The sequence below is a fragment of the Streptomyces sp. RLA012 genome, from assembly GCF_056270325.1.
On the sequence record NZ_JBWDPA010000002.1, the window covers coordinates 11,281,008 to 11,296,749 of the forward strand.

General features: G+C 67.7%; 12 protein-coding genes. 3 read left to right on the forward strand and 9 right to left on the reverse strand.

Going from position 1 to position 15,742, the window contains the following annotated elements; all coding sequences use genetic code 11:
* Positions 1 to 19 precede the first annotated feature (19 nt).
* Complete coding sequence (locus RV986_RS51275; RefSeq protein ID WP_475923978.1) at positions 20 to 613, reverse strand: TetR/AcrR family transcriptional regulator; 594 nt, start codon at positions 611 to 613, stop codon at positions 20 to 22.
* Positions 614 to 748: 135 nt separating this feature from the next.
* On the opposite strand from RV986_RS51275, the gene RV986_RS51280 reads away from it, so the two are divergent.
* Entirely contained in the window at positions 749 to 1,495 is a 747-nt protein-coding gene (locus tag RV986_RS51280; RefSeq protein WP_475923979.1) for an SDR family NAD(P)-dependent oxidoreductase, read from the forward strand.
* Between the two features lie 510 nt (positions 1,496 to 2,005).
* Here RV986_RS51280 and RV986_RS51285 read toward each other — a convergent pair.
* The 3 genes from RV986_RS51285 to RV986_RS51295 form a co-directional block, all read right to left on the reverse strand.
* Positions 2,006 to 2,383 (reverse strand): hypothetical protein, encoded by a 378-nt coding sequence (locus RV986_RS51285; RefSeq protein WP_475923980.1) that lies wholly within the window; start codon positions 2,381 to 2,383, stop codon positions 2,006 to 2,008.
* 4 nt (positions 2,384 to 2,387) lie between these two features.
* Positions 2,388 to 3,941 carry a hypothetical protein gene (locus RV986_RS51290; protein WP_475923981.1) on the reverse strand — a complete coding sequence of 518 codons (1,554 nt, stop codon included), beginning with the start codon at positions 3,939 to 3,941 and terminating at the stop codon, positions 2,388 to 2,390.
* A gap of 1,033 nt (positions 3,942 to 4,974) precedes the next feature.
* Positions 4,975 to 6,576: a DUF6345 domain-containing protein gene (locus RV986_RS51295; RefSeq protein ID WP_475923982.1), complete on the reverse strand. Its 1,602-nt coding sequence runs from the start codon at positions 6,574 to 6,576 to the stop codon at positions 4,975 to 4,977.
* Positions 6,577 to 7,322: 746 nt separating this feature from the next.
* Between RV986_RS51295 and RV986_RS51300 the strand changes: the two genes are divergently transcribed.
* A complete protein-coding gene (locus tag RV986_RS51300) occupies positions 7,323 to 8,372 on the forward strand; it encodes a TIGR04222 domain-containing membrane protein (protein ID WP_475923983.1) in 1,050 nt (349 codons plus the stop codon).
* Between the two features lie 100 nt (positions 8,373 to 8,472).
* A complete protein-coding gene (locus RV986_RS51305; RefSeq protein WP_475924708.1) occupies positions 8,473 to 9,132 on the forward strand; it encodes a DUF1707 SHOCT-like domain-containing protein in 660 nt (219 codons plus the stop codon).
* A gap of 161 nt (positions 9,133 to 9,293) precedes the next feature.
* Here RV986_RS51305 and RV986_RS51310 read toward each other — a convergent pair whose 3' ends face one another.
* The 5 genes from RV986_RS51310 to RV986_RS51330 form a co-directional block, all read right to left on the reverse strand.
* Complete coding sequence (locus tag RV986_RS51310) at positions 9,294 to 9,599, reverse strand: hypothetical protein (RefSeq protein ID WP_475923984.1); 306 nt, start codon at positions 9,597 to 9,599, stop codon at positions 9,294 to 9,296.
* A gap of 9 nt (positions 9,600 to 9,608) precedes the next feature.
* Entirely contained in the window at positions 9,609 to 11,444 is a 1,836-nt protein-coding gene (locus RV986_RS51315; protein WP_475923985.1) for a M6 family metalloprotease domain-containing protein, read from the reverse strand.
* A 156-nt stretch (positions 11,445 to 11,600) separates the two neighbouring features.
* Complete coding sequence (locus RV986_RS51320) at positions 11,601 to 12,710, reverse strand: NAD(P)/FAD-dependent oxidoreductase (protein WP_475923986.1); 1,110 nt, start codon at positions 12,708 to 12,710, stop codon at positions 11,601 to 11,603.
* A 25-nt stretch (positions 12,711 to 12,735) separates the two neighbouring features.
* The gene (locus RV986_RS51325; RefSeq protein ID WP_475923987.1) at positions 12,736 to 14,352 is read right to left on the reverse strand and encodes a LodA/GoxA family CTQ-dependent oxidase; all 1,617 of its coding nucleotides are present in this window, start codon (positions 14,350 to 14,352) and stop codon (positions 12,736 to 12,738) included.
* A 164-nt stretch (positions 14,353 to 14,516) separates the two neighbouring features.
* On the reverse strand, positions 14,517 to 15,236 hold the full coding sequence (locus tag RV986_RS51330) for a hypothetical protein (protein WP_475923988.1): 720 nt from the start codon (positions 15,234 to 15,236) through the stop codon (positions 14,517 to 14,519).
* Positions 15,237 to 15,742: the final 506 nt, after the last annotated feature.

Below are 15,742 nucleotides of genomic sequence, written 5' to 3' on the forward strand. Positions count from 1 at the left end.
TAAACGGCGTATGTCTGTCTCAGTCCGGGATGGTGGCGTCGACCAGGGCGGCGGCTACGGTGCGGGCCGCTGTTTCGGCGCCGGGATCGCGGTCCAGCCAGGCGCTGATACCGGCGCCGTCGTAGAGGATCACCAGTTGGTGGGCGAGTGACTTCGCGTCCTTGGCACCTGCCTGCTGGGCGAGGTCGAAGAACAGCTCGTGCAGCCAGGTGCGGTAGTCCTGCGCGGCCTGTTCGACGACACCGCCGGCTGGGGCATCCGCACTCGCACTGACGAACGCGCAGCCACGGAACCCCGGCTCGGTGAACGACAGGCCCTGTACCTCGAACGCGCCGACCAGGCGCTCTTTCGGGGTGTCGTAGCGGGCTTCGAGTTCGCGTGCCATGCGCTCGGCGGTCGCGGCGTGCCGTGCCTGGAGATAGGCACGGACCAGGCCGTCCTTGCTGCCGAATGCGCTGTACAGCGTTGCCTTGGCGACTCCGGCCTGCTCGATGACCCGGTCGATCCCGACCGACTGGACACCCTCGGCGTAGAACAGCTCGTTGGCGGCGGCCAGCAGCCGCGCCCGTGCGGCCGCGCTGCGTTCCTGGGGAGAGAGCCCCTTCTTCGACATGCCCACAATTTAGCGGACAGGTCTGTCTGTATTCAATTGTCCGCATCATCGCCTTGACGCATGCAGACAGATCTGTCTAGGTTGAAGGGTTGCCAGACAGACAGGTCTGGCTGAAAATTCTGGAAGGCGCGTCCCATGTCTGTGGAGCACGAAGACAACCTCGACCTGCATCCCCTTACTGCCCTGGTCACCGGTGCCACGTCCGGGATCGGCCGGGCGATCGCCAAGCGGCTCGCCGCCGACGGCATGTCTGTCGTCGTGACCGGCCGCAACGCCCAGCGTGGCGCGGAGACCGTCGATGAGATCGCCGCGGACGGCGGCCATGCCCGATTCGTCGAGGCGGACCTTGAGGACCCGGCCGGCGTCGACCGGCTCGCCGCAGAGGTCGGTGAGATCGACGTTCTGGTCAACAACGCCGGGCAAGCCGTCTGGGCGCCGACCGAGGAGATGAAGGTCTCCGACTACGACGCGATGTTCGCCGGCAACGTCCGCGCGCCGTTCTTCCTCGTGGCGGCGTTCGCCCCGGCGATGGCGGCGAAGGGATCGGGCAGCGTGATCAACATTGGCAGCATGGCCGGCAGCCTCGGCCTGGCCACCGGTGCGGCGTACGGCGCGACCAAGGCCGCGCTGGCGTCCCTGACGCGAGGCTGGACGGCCGAGTACAGCGGCCGTGGCGTTCGCTTCAACACCGTTGCCCCCGGTCCGGTCTACACCCGGCCCGAGGCCCGCGACCTGTTCGACGCGCTCGCCGAGACCACCGCGATGAAGCGCGCGGCCGACCCTGCCGAGGTCGCCGAGGTCGTCGCATTCCTCGTCTCGCCCAAGGCCGGCTACGTCACCGGCGCGACCGTCGCCGTCGACGGCGGCCGCACCGCCATCTGAACCTGCCTGCTCTGAGCGGGCAAGGCTCATGAGTAACACCGTGTACGGACTGAGCATCGACGCCGACGCCCCCGCCGACGCCGATGGGAGGGAGTCGCCTCGGGGGCGAGCCCCGAATTCGCCACCGTCGCCCCGGACGGGGCCACCCCTGGGCTGAGCTTCCACCAGGTCCCGAGCCCACGTCGGTGAAGAACCGGCTGCACCAGCCAGGGATCCGCCCGCTGGACGACGTTCGCCGACCCCGAGGGCGACGAGTTCGACCTCGTCGCCAGATGACCCCCACGCTCCAGCGACCACCAAGCCAAGGGGGCCCTGAGCCTCGTGCGCCGAGTCCCTGACGAACTTGTCACGGGTGGCGATGAGGCGTCGAGGAGCTCGGGTGGGCAGAGCAGTTCAAATCTGCTGAGTCGATGTCAGGTTGGTCTTCTGCTGACCGGCAGGAGCGGCATTGCAAAATTCTTCAGAGACGGCTCAATCCCGCCGAGCCTGGTTCCTTCGGCGCTGGGGTCCCTAAAACAGGGCTGTGACGCCCTGTTGGATGGCCGCCACATCGGCAGCGACCGCGGCCGTCGAGTGGACGCCGGGGGCGATGAAGCCGAGCCAGCGCAGGATGATGTTCCGGCGGGGCTCGTCTCGGGCGAGTTCCGCATCGACCTGCTCCGCGGCGTCGACAAGCTCCGCCCCGTCCTCGTACTGCTCCTGGTTCCGGCGGAGTTGCTCCAGCAACATGCCCACCGCGGCGCGCAGTTCCTCGACGGCCGCCTCGCGTTCGGACGGCGTCGGAATGCCGGTTACCGCGGAGTGTCCCACGGCGACCGTGCTCTGCTCGATCCGCAGGTCCCGGCCCGCCTGGATACCGCTGACGTGACTTGCCCCGCGATCTGACATTACGTCATCCTCGTTTCACCGGCTGAGGGTTGTTCCACTGAGGGCCGCCTCCGGCTCGAATGCTGGAACGGGACACCGAGATGTCGCGCCCCGCGAACATGCCGGAGTTGTAAATGGTCGTCTGCCGCTGAATCAGGTCGCTGGAGTCGATGTTGTGGTCCTCCATGAACTCCACGAGCGCGTCCAGAACACGGTGTTCGATCGTCTTGGCGTACAGCTCCCGGTCCAGCATCTGGAAGTAGCGGTAGTAGAGCCGATCGCTCGCTGCCTCCCTGAGACTGAACGCAGCCCCGTAGTTGAAGGAGCGCGAGCGGATCCAACGCTCCTGGCGGCGCTGCTTGCGCCTCTCGAAGAGTGGTGCGAAGAGATCCTCGATGACCGAGAAGGGGGCGCGGAACAGCAGTATCGGGGTGCGCAGGCCCGCTTGGCCCACCAGCTTGCTCCATTGCCGAAAGGTGGGAGCATCCAGCAGTGAGTCCACGGCGCGGTACTGCTCACGTACGGGCGCGAGCAGATAGTTGCTGCCCTCGATGAACACCATTTGGCGGTCGGGCAGCAGCGCACACCTCAGGAACAGGGTGCTGACCAGTTCGCCGCTCCATCCGGCGACACGGATCGCCAGATAGGGTCGCGCCCGGCCTTTGCCGTCCTCGCGCAACGCGCGCAGAAGCTCCTGCGAGACGTGCGCCGCGGGCGGTCCAGCCAGGTTGCGGAGCACTTCGGCACGCGTACGGTCTTCCACTGCGAGCAGCAGGTCCGCCCCGTTGACCAGGAGCATGTCGGCCAGGTCCATGCCAGGCAGATGGAGGGCCCCGACCCGGGCGGCGATATGGTCGTTGAGCTCGTGGACGGTGAACGGGATGACTTGTTTACCCGTCTCGGGACGTGCCGTGTTCAGCGCGAACGACCAAATGCTGTACGGATTGCCGTGCCCGACGAAGGGCTCGAAGAGCGAGGAGACCACCACGTTGCCGCGGTCCCGGAGTTCGATCGCGTCGAGGCGCGCACGATCCTTGGTGTTTGGTGGTCGGGGCGCGTGCTTCGGGTCGAAGTTCTCCCGCTTCAGCTGCTGGGAGACGACTCCATAGTGCACCGAGAGCAGTTCGGCGGCCACGATCACCCAGGCCACGAGAAGGCCCAGGATCACGGACACGCCGAAAGTGAGCGGCAGCGTGATCAGTACGCCGAGCAGAATGAGCGTGAGTATGACGTCCCGGTGCTGTTGTCGCGTGCGGGCCGCCAGGGCGTGCAGCAGCACGCAACGGAGGTCCACGCCGGGCGAGGAGGCCGCGGCGCGGCGCGGCTCGTTCATGATCTGAGCCACGGCCTGCCGAGCGAGCTGGATATCGGTGTGCATCGCGGCGCACAGGTACCGGGTGACGTCGTAGGCGAACCAGCGGGACGGGCCCGCAGTCGGTGCCCGCGGCGGCACGGTGGGCGGGAAGGGCGCCGGCGGCCGTACGTACTCGGACGCGGGCCGGACAGGCTGCGGGGTCTGCGGGGGAACGGGTGGGCCGGCAGCAGGTGGGCTGCCGCGCGGGTCGGCGGACTGGTTCATCGTCACTGCCTCTGCGTCTTCCGGACGGCCGCCGGTGGATGTGCGGCGGAGTGGTTCCGGAGACGGTCCTGGACGGCTTCGGCTGCTGCCGCCGACACAGTGGTGGTCGTGAGCCGATGGGGCGATCTGGTTGTCTGATGAACGAACGCGCTGTCAGGGATTGGCATCCCTCCCGTCCATGAAAGAGGGGGCGAGAGAGTTGAGCGGGGCGTGCAAAGCCTGCAACAGTGCCGCGCCCTGGTCTGTCTCGGCCAGGAAAGAAGCTTCGTGGCAACCTCGTGGGACGCGTCATGGATGACGTTACTTAATCAGATTGCCCACTTCGGTACCCATTTTACCTCGAAGGGGCGGACGCGGGATCTCGTGCCTCAGGGAGGCCGTTCCAGCCCAGGCCGATCGGGGCTCCCCCCTCAGGCGTAGATTCGGGAAGCGTTCGGGACGCAAGAATAGGACCAGACCGACAAAGACGAAGGGAAGCCGACGCGAGTTACCCGCTCTGACCAGCAAAAACGTCATGGGTGAGCGTAGATCGGCAAGGCGCGCCAAGATCCTCAAAGGGCTCCATAATCCGTCGGCCGTGGGTTCGAGTCCCACCCGCCCCATCTGCGTAGGGTCTCTGACCTGCGGAAACGTTCCTTGTGGGGTGTTGGGGCGTCAACTTTCGCTCAACGGACCGAATCTGCTGCTCGCGAGTGTGGCGCCAGGTTCGTCTGCGTCGGCTGATGCCCTTCTGACCTGCATGGATGCGTGCGTATGCGCAGCCGCTGAGACGTGTTCTGCTCGGCTCTGCTGCGACAGGGCTATGTGTTGAGGTCATCCTGAGGCCGGAGGTACCGGGGGAGTGCCTGCGAGGCGGCCTGCGGCCTGAGCTTGTTCAGCGCGGGCATCCACCCGTGCCGGCGTGCACGTTTACGCTGTCGCAGCCGAACCGCAACCGTTCCGCTGGCCGTCCGTCCCGGCCACCGGTAGCCCCGGCCGGGTGCGCTTCCGGACGGGGCTACTGTTTCTCCCTCGAAATGTCCCTGTCGCCTGGTTACCTCGCCAGCGGAGCCACGACCCAGCGCCGGGTCACGAACCCGCCCTCAGGCCCGATCTCGATCTGCTTGCGGGCAACGAGATACGCCTCATTGGCTTCGATCTCGTAACCCACTTCGGTGCTGCCCGGCACGTCGCGTACCTGCAGCTCCGGCCCATGGTCGCTGCGCAGGGACAACTCGGCGAGTACCCGAGCCTGGGCCGCGTCGAGTGCTTCCTGCGGATCCCGGACAGCGGGCTGCGTCTGCTCGGCCCCGTGTGCGTCGGCGGTAACCGGGTCCGCGATGCTGGAGGTGAGGTGGGCGGTGGAGCGGACGAATTCGCGGGTGGAGATGTTGGCCGAGACCACGCGTCCGTCGTTGTCCACCGAAACCCGAACCTCGCCCCGGCCGGGCGTGATGACGGGAAGGCCGCCGAATGCCTGGCGGAACGTCACCAGGGTCTCCACCAGACAGGGCTGCTCGACCTCTCCCGAACGGGTGCCGCAGCACTCCATCACCTCGTGCACGCTCTCCAGCAGCAGGTCCGCGTAGCCGTTCTGGTCCGCGAAGTCGCGGGCGGCCTCCACTGCGGCGTCCTCGCTGATGGGCACGGTGTTGTCCCGGTTGGGTTCGGCGAACTGGAGCCAGCGGTTGGCCTGCGGCCCGGTGCCGATGGTGCGGTTGCGGGCGGAAACGCTCAGCACCCCTTGCCGATCCACCTGCACCTCGTCGGGCGCCGCTCCGTCGAATTGTGCCTGCTGTTCGAGTGTCGCCAGTTCGTCGCTCAGTGCGCGCGGCGCGAGCTGCACCGCCTCCGGGTGGAGTGGGATCTGTAGTGTGCGCCGCCGCTCGGTGCGGGCCACGTTGTACCAGCGCCACGCCCACCACTCGTCCGAGACGTGGTCGGCGGAGAACAACCGCTCGCTGTTGAGGCGGTTGACGGCTTCTTCACGGGTGGCGCCACAGGCGGCGACGGACGGTGCCTGGCGGGTGCTGATGCGCCAACTGGCGTCCAGCCAGGCCTGCGTGAGTGTCTTGCCCTTGCGCCACTCTTCCCAGAAGTATTTTCCGTAGTTGGGGTCGTCGATGCTCACGGTCTCGAAGCCGAAGAGCATCCGGAAGCCGAGATTGGAGGCGGCCCAGGTGCGGTTCGGGCTGTGGCCGTCGAGTACGCGCAAGGACAGGCAGGTGGAGAAGAAGACGTAGTTGGCCTTCTCGTTGCCGAGTTGCATGCTTGACGAGCGGGCCTCTGAGCGGTTGTTCCAGACCCCGCCCATAGGGGCGACGAACGTCCCATCGGGGAGCATCGTGCCGTGCCCTGAGTGGTACACGGCCATCACCGCGTCCATCCCGTAGCGGTCCTGCCAGTTGTCGAACGTCTCCTCGTACGCCCACACCTTGACACCCTCGTCGGCGAACCAGAAGTTCCGGTCCCCGAACTGGGTCAGGTACTCCAGCCAGCCGGAGGCGTCCTCATGGGTGAAGCGCAGCGGGTTGACATTCGCGAAGGTCTCGATGCTGAACGCGCCCCAGCGCCCGTCCGTGGAATCACGGACCCCGGCGCCGGGCTGTACGACGCCGAACGGCGACGGGCCGCGATCTGCGTAGGTGATGGGCATGGCTGTCCCTTCGTTGGAGGTTTGAGGTCACGGCGGGCGCGCTCATCCGGACCTGCCGTCCGGTGAACAGCCACCCCGAAATGCTGTACCGATGCGGGGATGATCGGGACAGGGATGATCGGGCTTGCGACGGGGCACCCGGTGAGCGGAGGAAGCGTGATGTGCCGGTGAGGGAGAAGGCGGAGCGGACCGGCCTCCATGATCGCCGTTCGGGCCTCTCGCGGTCGCTGCTACGGTCCCCGCCCTCGGTGTCGCTGAACGAGTGCCGCGGGTCACGAGCTACGGGTAACAGATTACGGCTACTTCACTATCATATGCCACATTTAGCCCAAAAGGTGACTTCGAGCTCGTCGCGAGGATGCGCCCGGCGGGAGCGAAGACTGGTCGCCGGGCCGCACCGCCGGTCCGAGTGAGCGAGGAGGCATCCGGGAACGAGCCGCCGACGCCATCCCGCGCCCGCCTTCCGGCTGCCCCGAACCCCCGACCAGCTGTTGAAGTGCTTACCGGTGGCGCCGCGCCGAGCGCGAGCCGTGCGAACGGCGCCGCCGCGATGCGGAACTCGCCGAGCAGATCAAGCAGATCCACGCCGACTCGGGTGGGATCTACCGCTCTCCGCGCGTGCAAGTCGTTGCGACGTGGCCGCGGGTCAGGGGCCTTGTCTCCGGCACTTCCGCGGTCTGACGTGACTTCGGGGACGCCGTGGAACCGCTGTCGCTCGACGGTCCCGCACCGGCACACTCGTCCGCATGACTGAGTGGCTCCTGCTTGTGGGGTACTTGGCTGTGGTTGTCGGCGCGGTGTGTGTGGAGTACCGGGCCTCATACGCGGCCGCTCGCGAGACCCGCGAGCAACTACTGGCGAAGGCCGTGCTCGACGCCGTCGCTGAACCGGACGCCGATGAGAGGCGGGGACCGGTCGCCCTCGCCTTGCTGACCGGCGGCTCCTACCGGGCTGTGGAGGCGGGGACGGTCTCCCTGGTGGCGCGGGGAACGCTTGTCCGCCGCCCGGAGGAGAACACCGGCAGCTGGGTGAGTTCCCCCTCGCCCCGACTGAGGGCCGACGGGCCCGCGCCGGAGAACCCCACGGAGGTGGAGGCGGGAATCCTGGCGGCTGTCGGCGACGCGGGTCTGCCCGCGGGCGGCATCTACCCCTACGTGCTGCGCTTCATGGACCTGGACGCGATCGCCCGGCGCCTGGTCGACGAGGGATACCTGTATCCCACCGCGCCCCCAGCCTTCCGCCGGCGCCGCCCTTGGGGGTGGGCTGCCGCGGCCCTGTCCGTACCGCTCGCCGTGACCCTGGTGTTCACCGGCAGCGGGTGGGGGCCTGTCGCGTCCGCCATCGTCCTGGGCCTGCTCGCATGGTTCACTTCCGGGGGCGCGGCCGTGGTCCCCTTGCCGGCCACCACCGGCGAGGGCGAGATGGCGATCCGGCAGGCGCGAGAGGGGCATGAGCGTCTGGACCCGACGGTGGAACGGACCGAAGCCGCCCGCGTCCAGGGCCGGCCTGCGTACGTCCCGGACGATGTCGGTCTGGCCGTGGCCCTCTTCGGTGACGAGGCATTCAAACGGGCCGACCGCCATCTGATGGACGAGATGCGGACGAAGCCCGACCCGGGCCAGATGTACCTGGACGGCACGGTGTGGTTGGGGTGGTGGGAGTTGGCGATGGCGAACTGCCTCAGCGGTCCGAGACGGTGTGAACTGGCCCCTGGGATGCGGTTGTTGTCGCGACCGGGCCTCGGCATGATGGATGCCGCATGCCGTGAATCGCCGCTGACCGTCGCCTCTCCGTGAGGGGGCCCGGCCGGGAGTCATGTCGCGATATAGCGTTAGTCTTCTACTCGCGCCGCTGCCTGCGTCGCGCGGAGACGTTCGACAGAACCAGGACGGAAGCATGTCGGGAGAGATTTCACCCACCGGGAAGCGCTCCGGCCCCGGCTCGTCGCCCGAGCTGCGAGCCTCTCATGCGGACCGGGACCGAGTGGTGGATGTGCTGCGTATCGCGGCGGGGGACGGCCTGCTGACCGCGGACGAGCTGGACGAGCGCCTGGAAGCCGCCCTGTCGGCGCGGACTCTGAGCGAACTGACCGTGCTCACCGCTGACCTGCCGCCCGTATCGGCTGCGGTCGGCGCGCCTGGAGCAGAGGCCAAGGACCTGGTCCGGATCGAACAGGTCCACAGCGGCGCGGTCGAGCGCGTGGGGCGCTGGGTGGTACCGCGGAGGCTGGAGCTCGCGGTGACGTACTGCGAGGTGACGCTTGACTTCACTGACGCAGTGATCACGCACGACACCTTGCGGATCGACGTGGGCATGACGGGGAAGACCCTGACGCTGGTCACGAGGCCGGGCATCGTGGTCGACACCGATGGTCTGCAGTTGGTACACAGCGGGGTCAAGTACCGCCAGACTCCGACGAATCCTGATACGCCGGTCACATTGCGAGTGGAGCTGGTCGGTCTGAAGGCCCACGGCCGTGTGGTGGTGCGGCCCCCGCGTCGGACGTTCGGGCAGTGGCTGCTGCGCAGGCCCACGTCCTTTTCTGCAGGCGCTTGACTCCATCGTTGTGAACTGTCGCCGAGGGCTTTCCTCGCCGCGGCCGGCCAGTCCCAGCCTCGACGAGCGCCGAGGCCGGATGTGTCGCCTGCTTCGTGTGGTGGGCGTGCCCGGAGGGAAGGGGCCGAACAGCGTTCGGCCCCTTCGTCGACGTGGGCTCCTCACAGCGGCGGCTCGACGGCGAAGGTACCCGGAGACGGCCTGCTCTCGGCCATTGCCTCACCTGCGGTCAGTCTGGCCCTGACACGGATGGTGGACCCAGGTACCGCGTTCGCCAGGAGTCGGCTGGGTACGGCGAGCAGCAGGCGCTGCCCGACGTTCCTCGACAGCAGGTCGGCGTAGCCGGCCACCGGCTCGGCGTCGAGTACCGTCACTTCCGCTTGGTCCCAGGCCGCCAGCCGCGGATGCGGCTCCGTTCCGACCAGCCGTGCGGTCAGATCGGTACGGTTGTCGATCGCCTGCACCATGGCTGACGGTCACAGGTAGGGCGGGCCGTCGTGCCGGTACCTGCCCTGTGCGTTGCTCGCCTTGGCGAGGGGCCGCGAGCCACTCGTCGTATCCCTCGACTCGGGTCGCAGGTCCTGCTCGAGCAAGGCCTCGGCCCCTGCCCATGGGTAGCTCGACACGGCGCGTTCCAGGGAGACGAGCCGCTCTTGGAGATCGTGGATGGTCTCGACAAGCTCGGGTACAGCCTCCGTTTCCGGCCGGGCCGCGGCATGGAGGGGCGCGCGCACGGTGCCCGCTGCCGAGACTGACACCGTGGCGGTCATCGTTGCTGCCGGCGCCGAGATGTCCGTGATGGACACACCGGTCGGGGCTCCGGCGTACGACTGGGAGCTGGGGTTGCTCAAGGGGCTGAACGAGGTATTGCCGGTGCTCCCGGGGTAGGGGTCGCCGTCGTCACCGCGGTTCATCGCCCACTCCAGGTCGCGCTGGTTGTCGGCCTGGACCAGGCCCACCATGTAGTGGCTCTCGTTCGTGTTGTCCGATTGGCTGCTGTCGACGTGCCAGAGCAAAAACCCGGGAGCGGACAACGAAGCGTCGAACCCGGTGCGTTGGCGGTTCTCCAGCAGGAAGTATTCGTTCCCTGGCAGGCCGTCCGTCCACAGCCGGTGCACCTCGAAGCTGTTCTTGACGTCGGGGATGGACAGGGTCCCGCCGCTCGTGACGTTGACAGCCTTGGCCCATCCCTGCTGGATCTTGCACCACGCCGATGGGTGCGTCGGAATGTCACCGCCCCCGCCCCATGAACCGCTGCCCATCAGGCACCAGTCGCCGACCCCCTCCGACGAGCCGTCGATGTCGTACAGGTCGGGGAACCCGAACAACAGGTGCCCCAACTCGTGAGCGCAGACGCCGATTTTGGCGTCCTCGGGGATCGTGAGGTAGCCGAAGATCCGGGCGCCGTCGGCGTTGTACGGGCTCGGCAGAACCCACTTGTGCGACCAGATGTCCCCCGGATCGCCGGTGGCTTCGCCGCCCGGGCCGGCGTGCAGAACCATGAAGGCGTCGACGAGGCCATTGCCGTCGTTGTCGTACGGCGCGTAGTTGATGAGGGGGTCGGCGGTGACGGCGGCATCCCGGGCCATGATCTGTGCGCGCGCCTGCCCCGTCGGGCGGCCGATGCCGAAGTTGTTGTTGGCGTACCAGGAGAGCTTCTGCGGCATCCGGACGGGACCGATGACCTCGCCGACGATGTCCACCAGACCGTGTGTCACTTCGCGGTAGTAGTCCCGGACGCTGCCGTGCGGGAGTTCACCGAGAGAGAAGAACAGCTTTTCGAAGTGTTCCTTGTCCGCGGTCATCGGCTTGTCCTGGAAGTCCGCGAGGACGACGACGACACGTACCACCCCGCTCAGCGGCGAGCGGGCGGCGGCCGCGGTACGGATGGCCTCGTGCGGTGTGCCAGGGGGGAACTCGTTGGGCGGGATGATGGTCCCGTCGTCGAATCCGAGAATGCGGGGAGCACCACCGGGGCTGAAGGTGCTCGTCAGGTCCGATTCCCCTCGGACCCGCTCCAGTTCTTGCCGGATCCTCTCGCGCAGTTCCGGGCTGGGGGCGATGGCGCAGAACTCCGACCAGACCGCGGCCGCGGAATTCTGGATAGTACGAGAATGAACCATTGAAATCTCTCCCAAATAGGGATGTTCTGGTTGTCTCTCACGGCTAGTTACCCACGTCTGTACGGCGTCCGCAATGCCGATCACACCGCCCCGAATTCGGCCGGCGTGCGTGGCGGTGAGGAGCCGCGGCCGGCCCAGCCCGGTTTCGTGCCGGGCATCGACCGCGAGGTGCGGGGTGGCGAGCTCCATCGAGGCGTTCGCATGCCCGTGAACGAACGCCGAGGACGCCGGTAGCCGCTACCGGCGCGGCACACCACGGGCCACGCGTCCCAAACGCGCTTCGAGCCCCGAAGGATCCCCCGGCGGCTGGGGGATATGGCTGAGATACGGCTGCGCGCAGGGGCTTCAGTGTCGGCGGCGCCAGAACGGAGTGTCCCAGCGTTGCTCGCGTCGGTACTGGGCGGCCTGTGCTGTGAGGTACTCGGCATGTACGGCTGCGATGCGCCGGGCGTAGGCATCCAGAGCGCCGGTCTCACCGGCCCGGTCGGCCAGAATGGCCCGTGCCGCGACCAGACCGGTGGCCAGTGCGGTGACGATTCCCCGGGCGGCCAGGGGGTCGGTCGCGGTGGCGGCGTCACCGACAGCTGCCCAGCCCGGTCCGGCTGCCGGGCTGGCGCAGGCGGAGCCGGCGGCCAGCACCCGCAGCCGTTGGGGTGGCTCCTTCCAACGGGCGGTGCGGTCCCGGATGTGACCGGCGAGCTGTACTTGGGCCCACCACACATCCGGATCGAGCAGACGAAGGCCGGCGACGAGGTCAGCATCGGTCATGGCCATCACCGTCCGCCTACCACCGGGCAGGGGGGCGGTGTACCACCAGCCCCAGGGAGTGGACTCCACCAGCGAAGTGCGCTCCAGTTCCGCTGTCGCCGTCATCGGCGTACCCAACAGCCCGGCGATCGCGACCAGATGGTCGGAGCGGATCAGCGTCGCTCCGACCCGGCGGGCCGGCCTCGCCGCCCGGCCAGTGGCGTCGACGAGATGGTCGGCCGACATTCCGGTGCCGTCACCCGTGATGACCTGCCAATGGTCGTGCTCCCGTCGGACGCTGCGGACGCGCCCGGCGTGCCTGTAGACACCACCGGCCCGGGCTGCCTGCAGGAGAGCGGCATCGAAACGGGCTCGGTCCAGGTGCCAGCCATCGCCGTACGGCCCGAACTGATACCCCGCAACACTGAGCGCATCCTCGCCCCAAGCGGCCAGGTTGCCGTAGCAGGGCGCGTGCCCATCGGCGGCGACACGGTCGAGTACTCCCAGTCGTTCCAGCAGCGGGCGGGCAGTGGGAGCAAGACTCTCCCCGACCTTCCAGCCGGATGAGACCACCGGGGCGACGATGACGACCCGTGCCCCGGCCCGGACGAGGCTCAGCGCGGCCACGCACCCGGCGGGGCCGCCACCGGCTACCAGAACGTCGCAGTGCCGCATCCTCGCGCCGCTGTTCGACCCGCTGCCGCTCAACGCACCGCTCCGGCCGCTGCCCGGCCTACTCGGGCTCGGGAGCGGTTCGCTCTGTCTCGACCAGGATCTCGCGGCCGTCCGGACCGGGCCGGGCGACGACGAACCCGAGAGTGCTCCACTTCGCGACCATCTCGTCAGCGTCGCCGACGCCGCGGTCCCACTCCCTGAACGCCTCGGCCGCGACCTGAACGAGCGCGTCGTGCTCTGGTTCGGGAAGGACTTCGTCGGGGCGGGAAGCAGGCCACCAGTGGGTGTGGCACGCATGGAAGTCGGCCTGCCAGGGCAGGGCCATGTACTTGGTGATGTCTCCGGCGAACAGGTCTTCGCGCAGCCGGAAGGGCGCGGCCCAGGTGGCCGGATTGTCAGCGATGTACGTCATCTCGATACCCGGGAAGAATCCCCCACCGCTGCACGCCTCCAACGCGGCCCGCACCAGGGCGTGCGGCTGGTCCGCAGGCGCGAGGGCCTTGAGCGGGACCGCGGGGGCAGGCGCGTCTCGCCAGTCGGCCAGGAAGTCGCCGATGGCCCAGCGCCGCATCTGTTCGTACTGGCCGGGCAGGAGCGTCAGCCAGGTTTGCGGATGCTCGCGGTCTTGATCGCCGCCGTCGCCGGCGAGGACGGGCATGAATCCGACGCCGGCCTGGCTGATGTCCATGAGTCCAGGCTTCGGCGTACGCAAGCGGTCGAAGACGGCTTGGCGGTGCTTGGCGTTGACGTCGGCGTTCGAGGACAGCTGGGCGAGGCGGTCGGACGCAAGGAAGTTCCGTCCGGCGCCGTGCTTGATGCGCGCGACCGCGTTGACCCAGGAGAATCCGACCGGCCGGGCGAGCAATGGGTAGATGTCCCGGGTGAAGGAGACCTCCGGCGGTATGGGCAGCCTGCCCAACGCGCGGGCGGCCTCCAAGGCGACGTCGTACAGAGTGATCAGGCTTGCTGTGTGGGGGGCGTAATCGGGCGGGGCCGCCAGGACCCAAGCGGGAGTCACCGGCACCGGGCGACCCTGCGGGCCCAGGCGTACGGTCGCGCTGACCGGACCGTCAGAGATGTCGTCGAACCAGAATTCGTTGTTGGCGAAGTGTCTGATCGGGTTGGCGGGCTTGACCGAGGCGGACTTTCCGAAGCCGCCGAGGACGATGAGCCGGCCGGCCTCGTCCGTGCGCAGTTCACCCAGCGGTACCGGAGTGCCCAGGAAGGTTCCGGTGTCGAACCGGGCACCCGTGCCGTCCTGGGACGGACCGGTCACGCTGCGGGGGCCGGGCCGGATGACCAGCCGCGCTCGAGCGGAGGGATCAGCGGGATCGATATGCCGGTTACGGCGGTTGGTGTCTGCGGCGGACTCGTGGAAGCGCCCGGCGAACTTGAACCACTCGCCCTTGGCGTTGGCCGGCTCGACGGTCCAGGTGACTTGAGCGTCGGCCGAGGTGAGCTCGCCCAGGACAGTACCGGCCTGGTCATAGGCGTACAGGCGGAAACGGGCGGCCTGGCGCTTGATCCGCCCGGCGGTGTCCTTGAAGCCGCCGTCGGGCCGCGGTGCCATGCCGGGGGCCTCCGGACCGATGAAGAAGCCGTCGGGGCTGTCGCCCAACCTGGCGATGCCGACCGTGGGGTGGATCTCGCAGTGGGAGATGTCATCGACGTTCATGTCCGCTCCCGGTGAGAGGGCCGGGCGTCAGCAGGTGGTGTGGGCTGTCCGCTGAGGACGATGACCAGCCGTGGAATTCATCGGCTCGATCCACTCAAGGCAGCACCGCGTGCCGTATCGGCAGTGTCCTGCCCAGCGCGGGGGCCGTAGCGGCCGTAGGAGAATCAGTGGAACTGCATCTCGGTGGCCAGATCTCCTTCTTCTTCGTAGAACTCCCGCCCTATCGCGAGCTGCAGATCGACGTCAACCGGTCCGCCGTCCACAAACCTCGCGGTCACCTGGTTGCTCTCGTGCAGTCTGTCTGCCGGACGATCTGCCCTTCCGGCGATCTCAAGGCGCGGCCCCTTCCGGAGGATGTCATCGGTGAGCACAGTGCCCGCGATACCTGAGACTTGCCGAACCGCGATGTGATGATCGAAGTCTGGGGCCTTGGTGATCCAATGTGTGAGGAAAAGCTCACTGCCCTTCCCGAAGGCCAGGTAATTCAGGGCCGCGGGCCGCGAGGCGTGATGGTCGAAATGCCGGAAATTGATGACGCGTTGCACCTTGACGGTCACCGGGTCGAGAATTTCAGTGCCGCCCCGCTCGAAATGGCCTCGAAACAGCGTTCCGGTGAACGAGGCGAGCTTGGGCTCTTGCCCCTCCGGGGCGACGAGATCGGAGATGCGGAACGGTTCGGGGGCCAGTGTGTAGACAGCTGTCCCCGTCGTTCGGCGGTCATCGGCATAGAGTTGCCGCGCGTCAACTGTCTCGCTCTGCAAGGTGACTTCAAGAAGGTACTGAACGGCGTGGGGATCCATGAACATGGGCATGTGGGACAGATAGATCGTCTCCTCTCCCACCACCACCATTCCGTGGGTAGCCTTTGGCTCGACGTTCGGCATCGGGATCATCTCCGTTGCGAAGCTTATCTGTCGTTCCCGCGGTGGCATTTCTCCTCAGCCTTTATCAGGCTTGCACGTGGTCTGGAAGATCGCCATTCAGGGTCGGGCCAAGCGCGTTGGAGCGATGTACGCGCTGCTCGGGAGCCGTCCGGAAGGGCCGACACAGCGGCGGGTGTCGGCCCAGAGATCTACCGATGAATAAACTCCTCGGCGACATCAGAGAGTTGGGGTCGCAGGATTCGGGTGGAAAGGCCTGGCGGCGCGACGCCCTGCACGTGCACCGGGCCTTGGGGCAAGCCCCGTATGGGCGCAGTGGGAAGCGGCACGGACAACGCGCTCGCGGACTTGTTCAACGCCGTTACCAACGGCGTTGGTTCGAACTGTTCTGACCTGCGCAGACGTGTTTGGCCACCGCCGGGGCAAGCCGCTGAAGGTGGTCTGTACGAGTGGCTGGACGCTGAATTCGGGACGTCGGCAGGACACAGGTAATCGGAAGTGACTGTCTG

What these genes read in the sequence shown, in the direction of transcription:
- RV986_RS51330 (WP_475923988.1), bottom strand. Translation starts at nt 15,236, where the DNA reads ATGCCGAACGTCGAGCCAAAGGCTACCCACGGAATGGTGGTGGTGGGA.
- RV986_RS51280 (WP_475923979.1), top strand. Translation starts at nt 749, where the DNA reads ATGTCTGTGGAGCACGAAGACAACCTCGACCTGCATCCCCTTACTGCC.
- RV986_RS51315 (WP_475923985.1), bottom strand. Translation starts at nt 11,444, where the DNA reads ATGGAGCTCGCCACCCCGCACCTCGCGGTCGATGCCCGGCACGAAACC.
- RV986_RS51305 (WP_475924708.1), top strand. Translation starts at nt 8,473, where the DNA reads ATGTCGGGAGAGATTTCACCCACCGGGAAGCGCTCCGGCCCCGGCTCG.
- RV986_RS51285 (WP_475923980.1), bottom strand. Translation starts at nt 2,383, where the DNA reads ATGTCAGATCGCGGGGCAAGTCACGTCAGCGGTATCCAGGCGGGCCGG.
- RV986_RS51295 (WP_475923982.1), bottom strand. Translation starts at nt 6,576, where the DNA reads ATGCCCATCACCTACGCAGATCGCGGCCCGTCGCCGTTCGGCGTCGTA.
- RV986_RS51290 (WP_475923981.1), bottom strand. Translation starts at nt 3,941, where the DNA reads ATGAACCAGTCCGCCGACCCGCGCGGCAGCCCACCTGCTGCCGGCCCA.
- RV986_RS51310 (WP_475923984.1), bottom strand. Translation starts at nt 9,599, where the DNA reads ATGGTGCAGGCGATCGACAACCGTACCGATCTGACCGCACGGCTGGTC.
- RV986_RS51275 (WP_475923978.1), bottom strand. Translation starts at nt 613, where the DNA reads ATGTCGAAGAAGGGGCTCTCTCCCCAGGAACGCAGCGCGGCCGCACGG.
- RV986_RS51325 (WP_475923987.1), bottom strand. Translation starts at nt 14,352, where the DNA reads ATGAACGTCGATGACATCTCCCACTGCGAGATCCACCCCACGGTCGGC.
- RV986_RS51300 (WP_475923983.1), top strand. Translation starts at nt 7,323, where the DNA reads ATGACTGAGTGGCTCCTGCTTGTGGGGTACTTGGCTGTGGTTGTCGGC.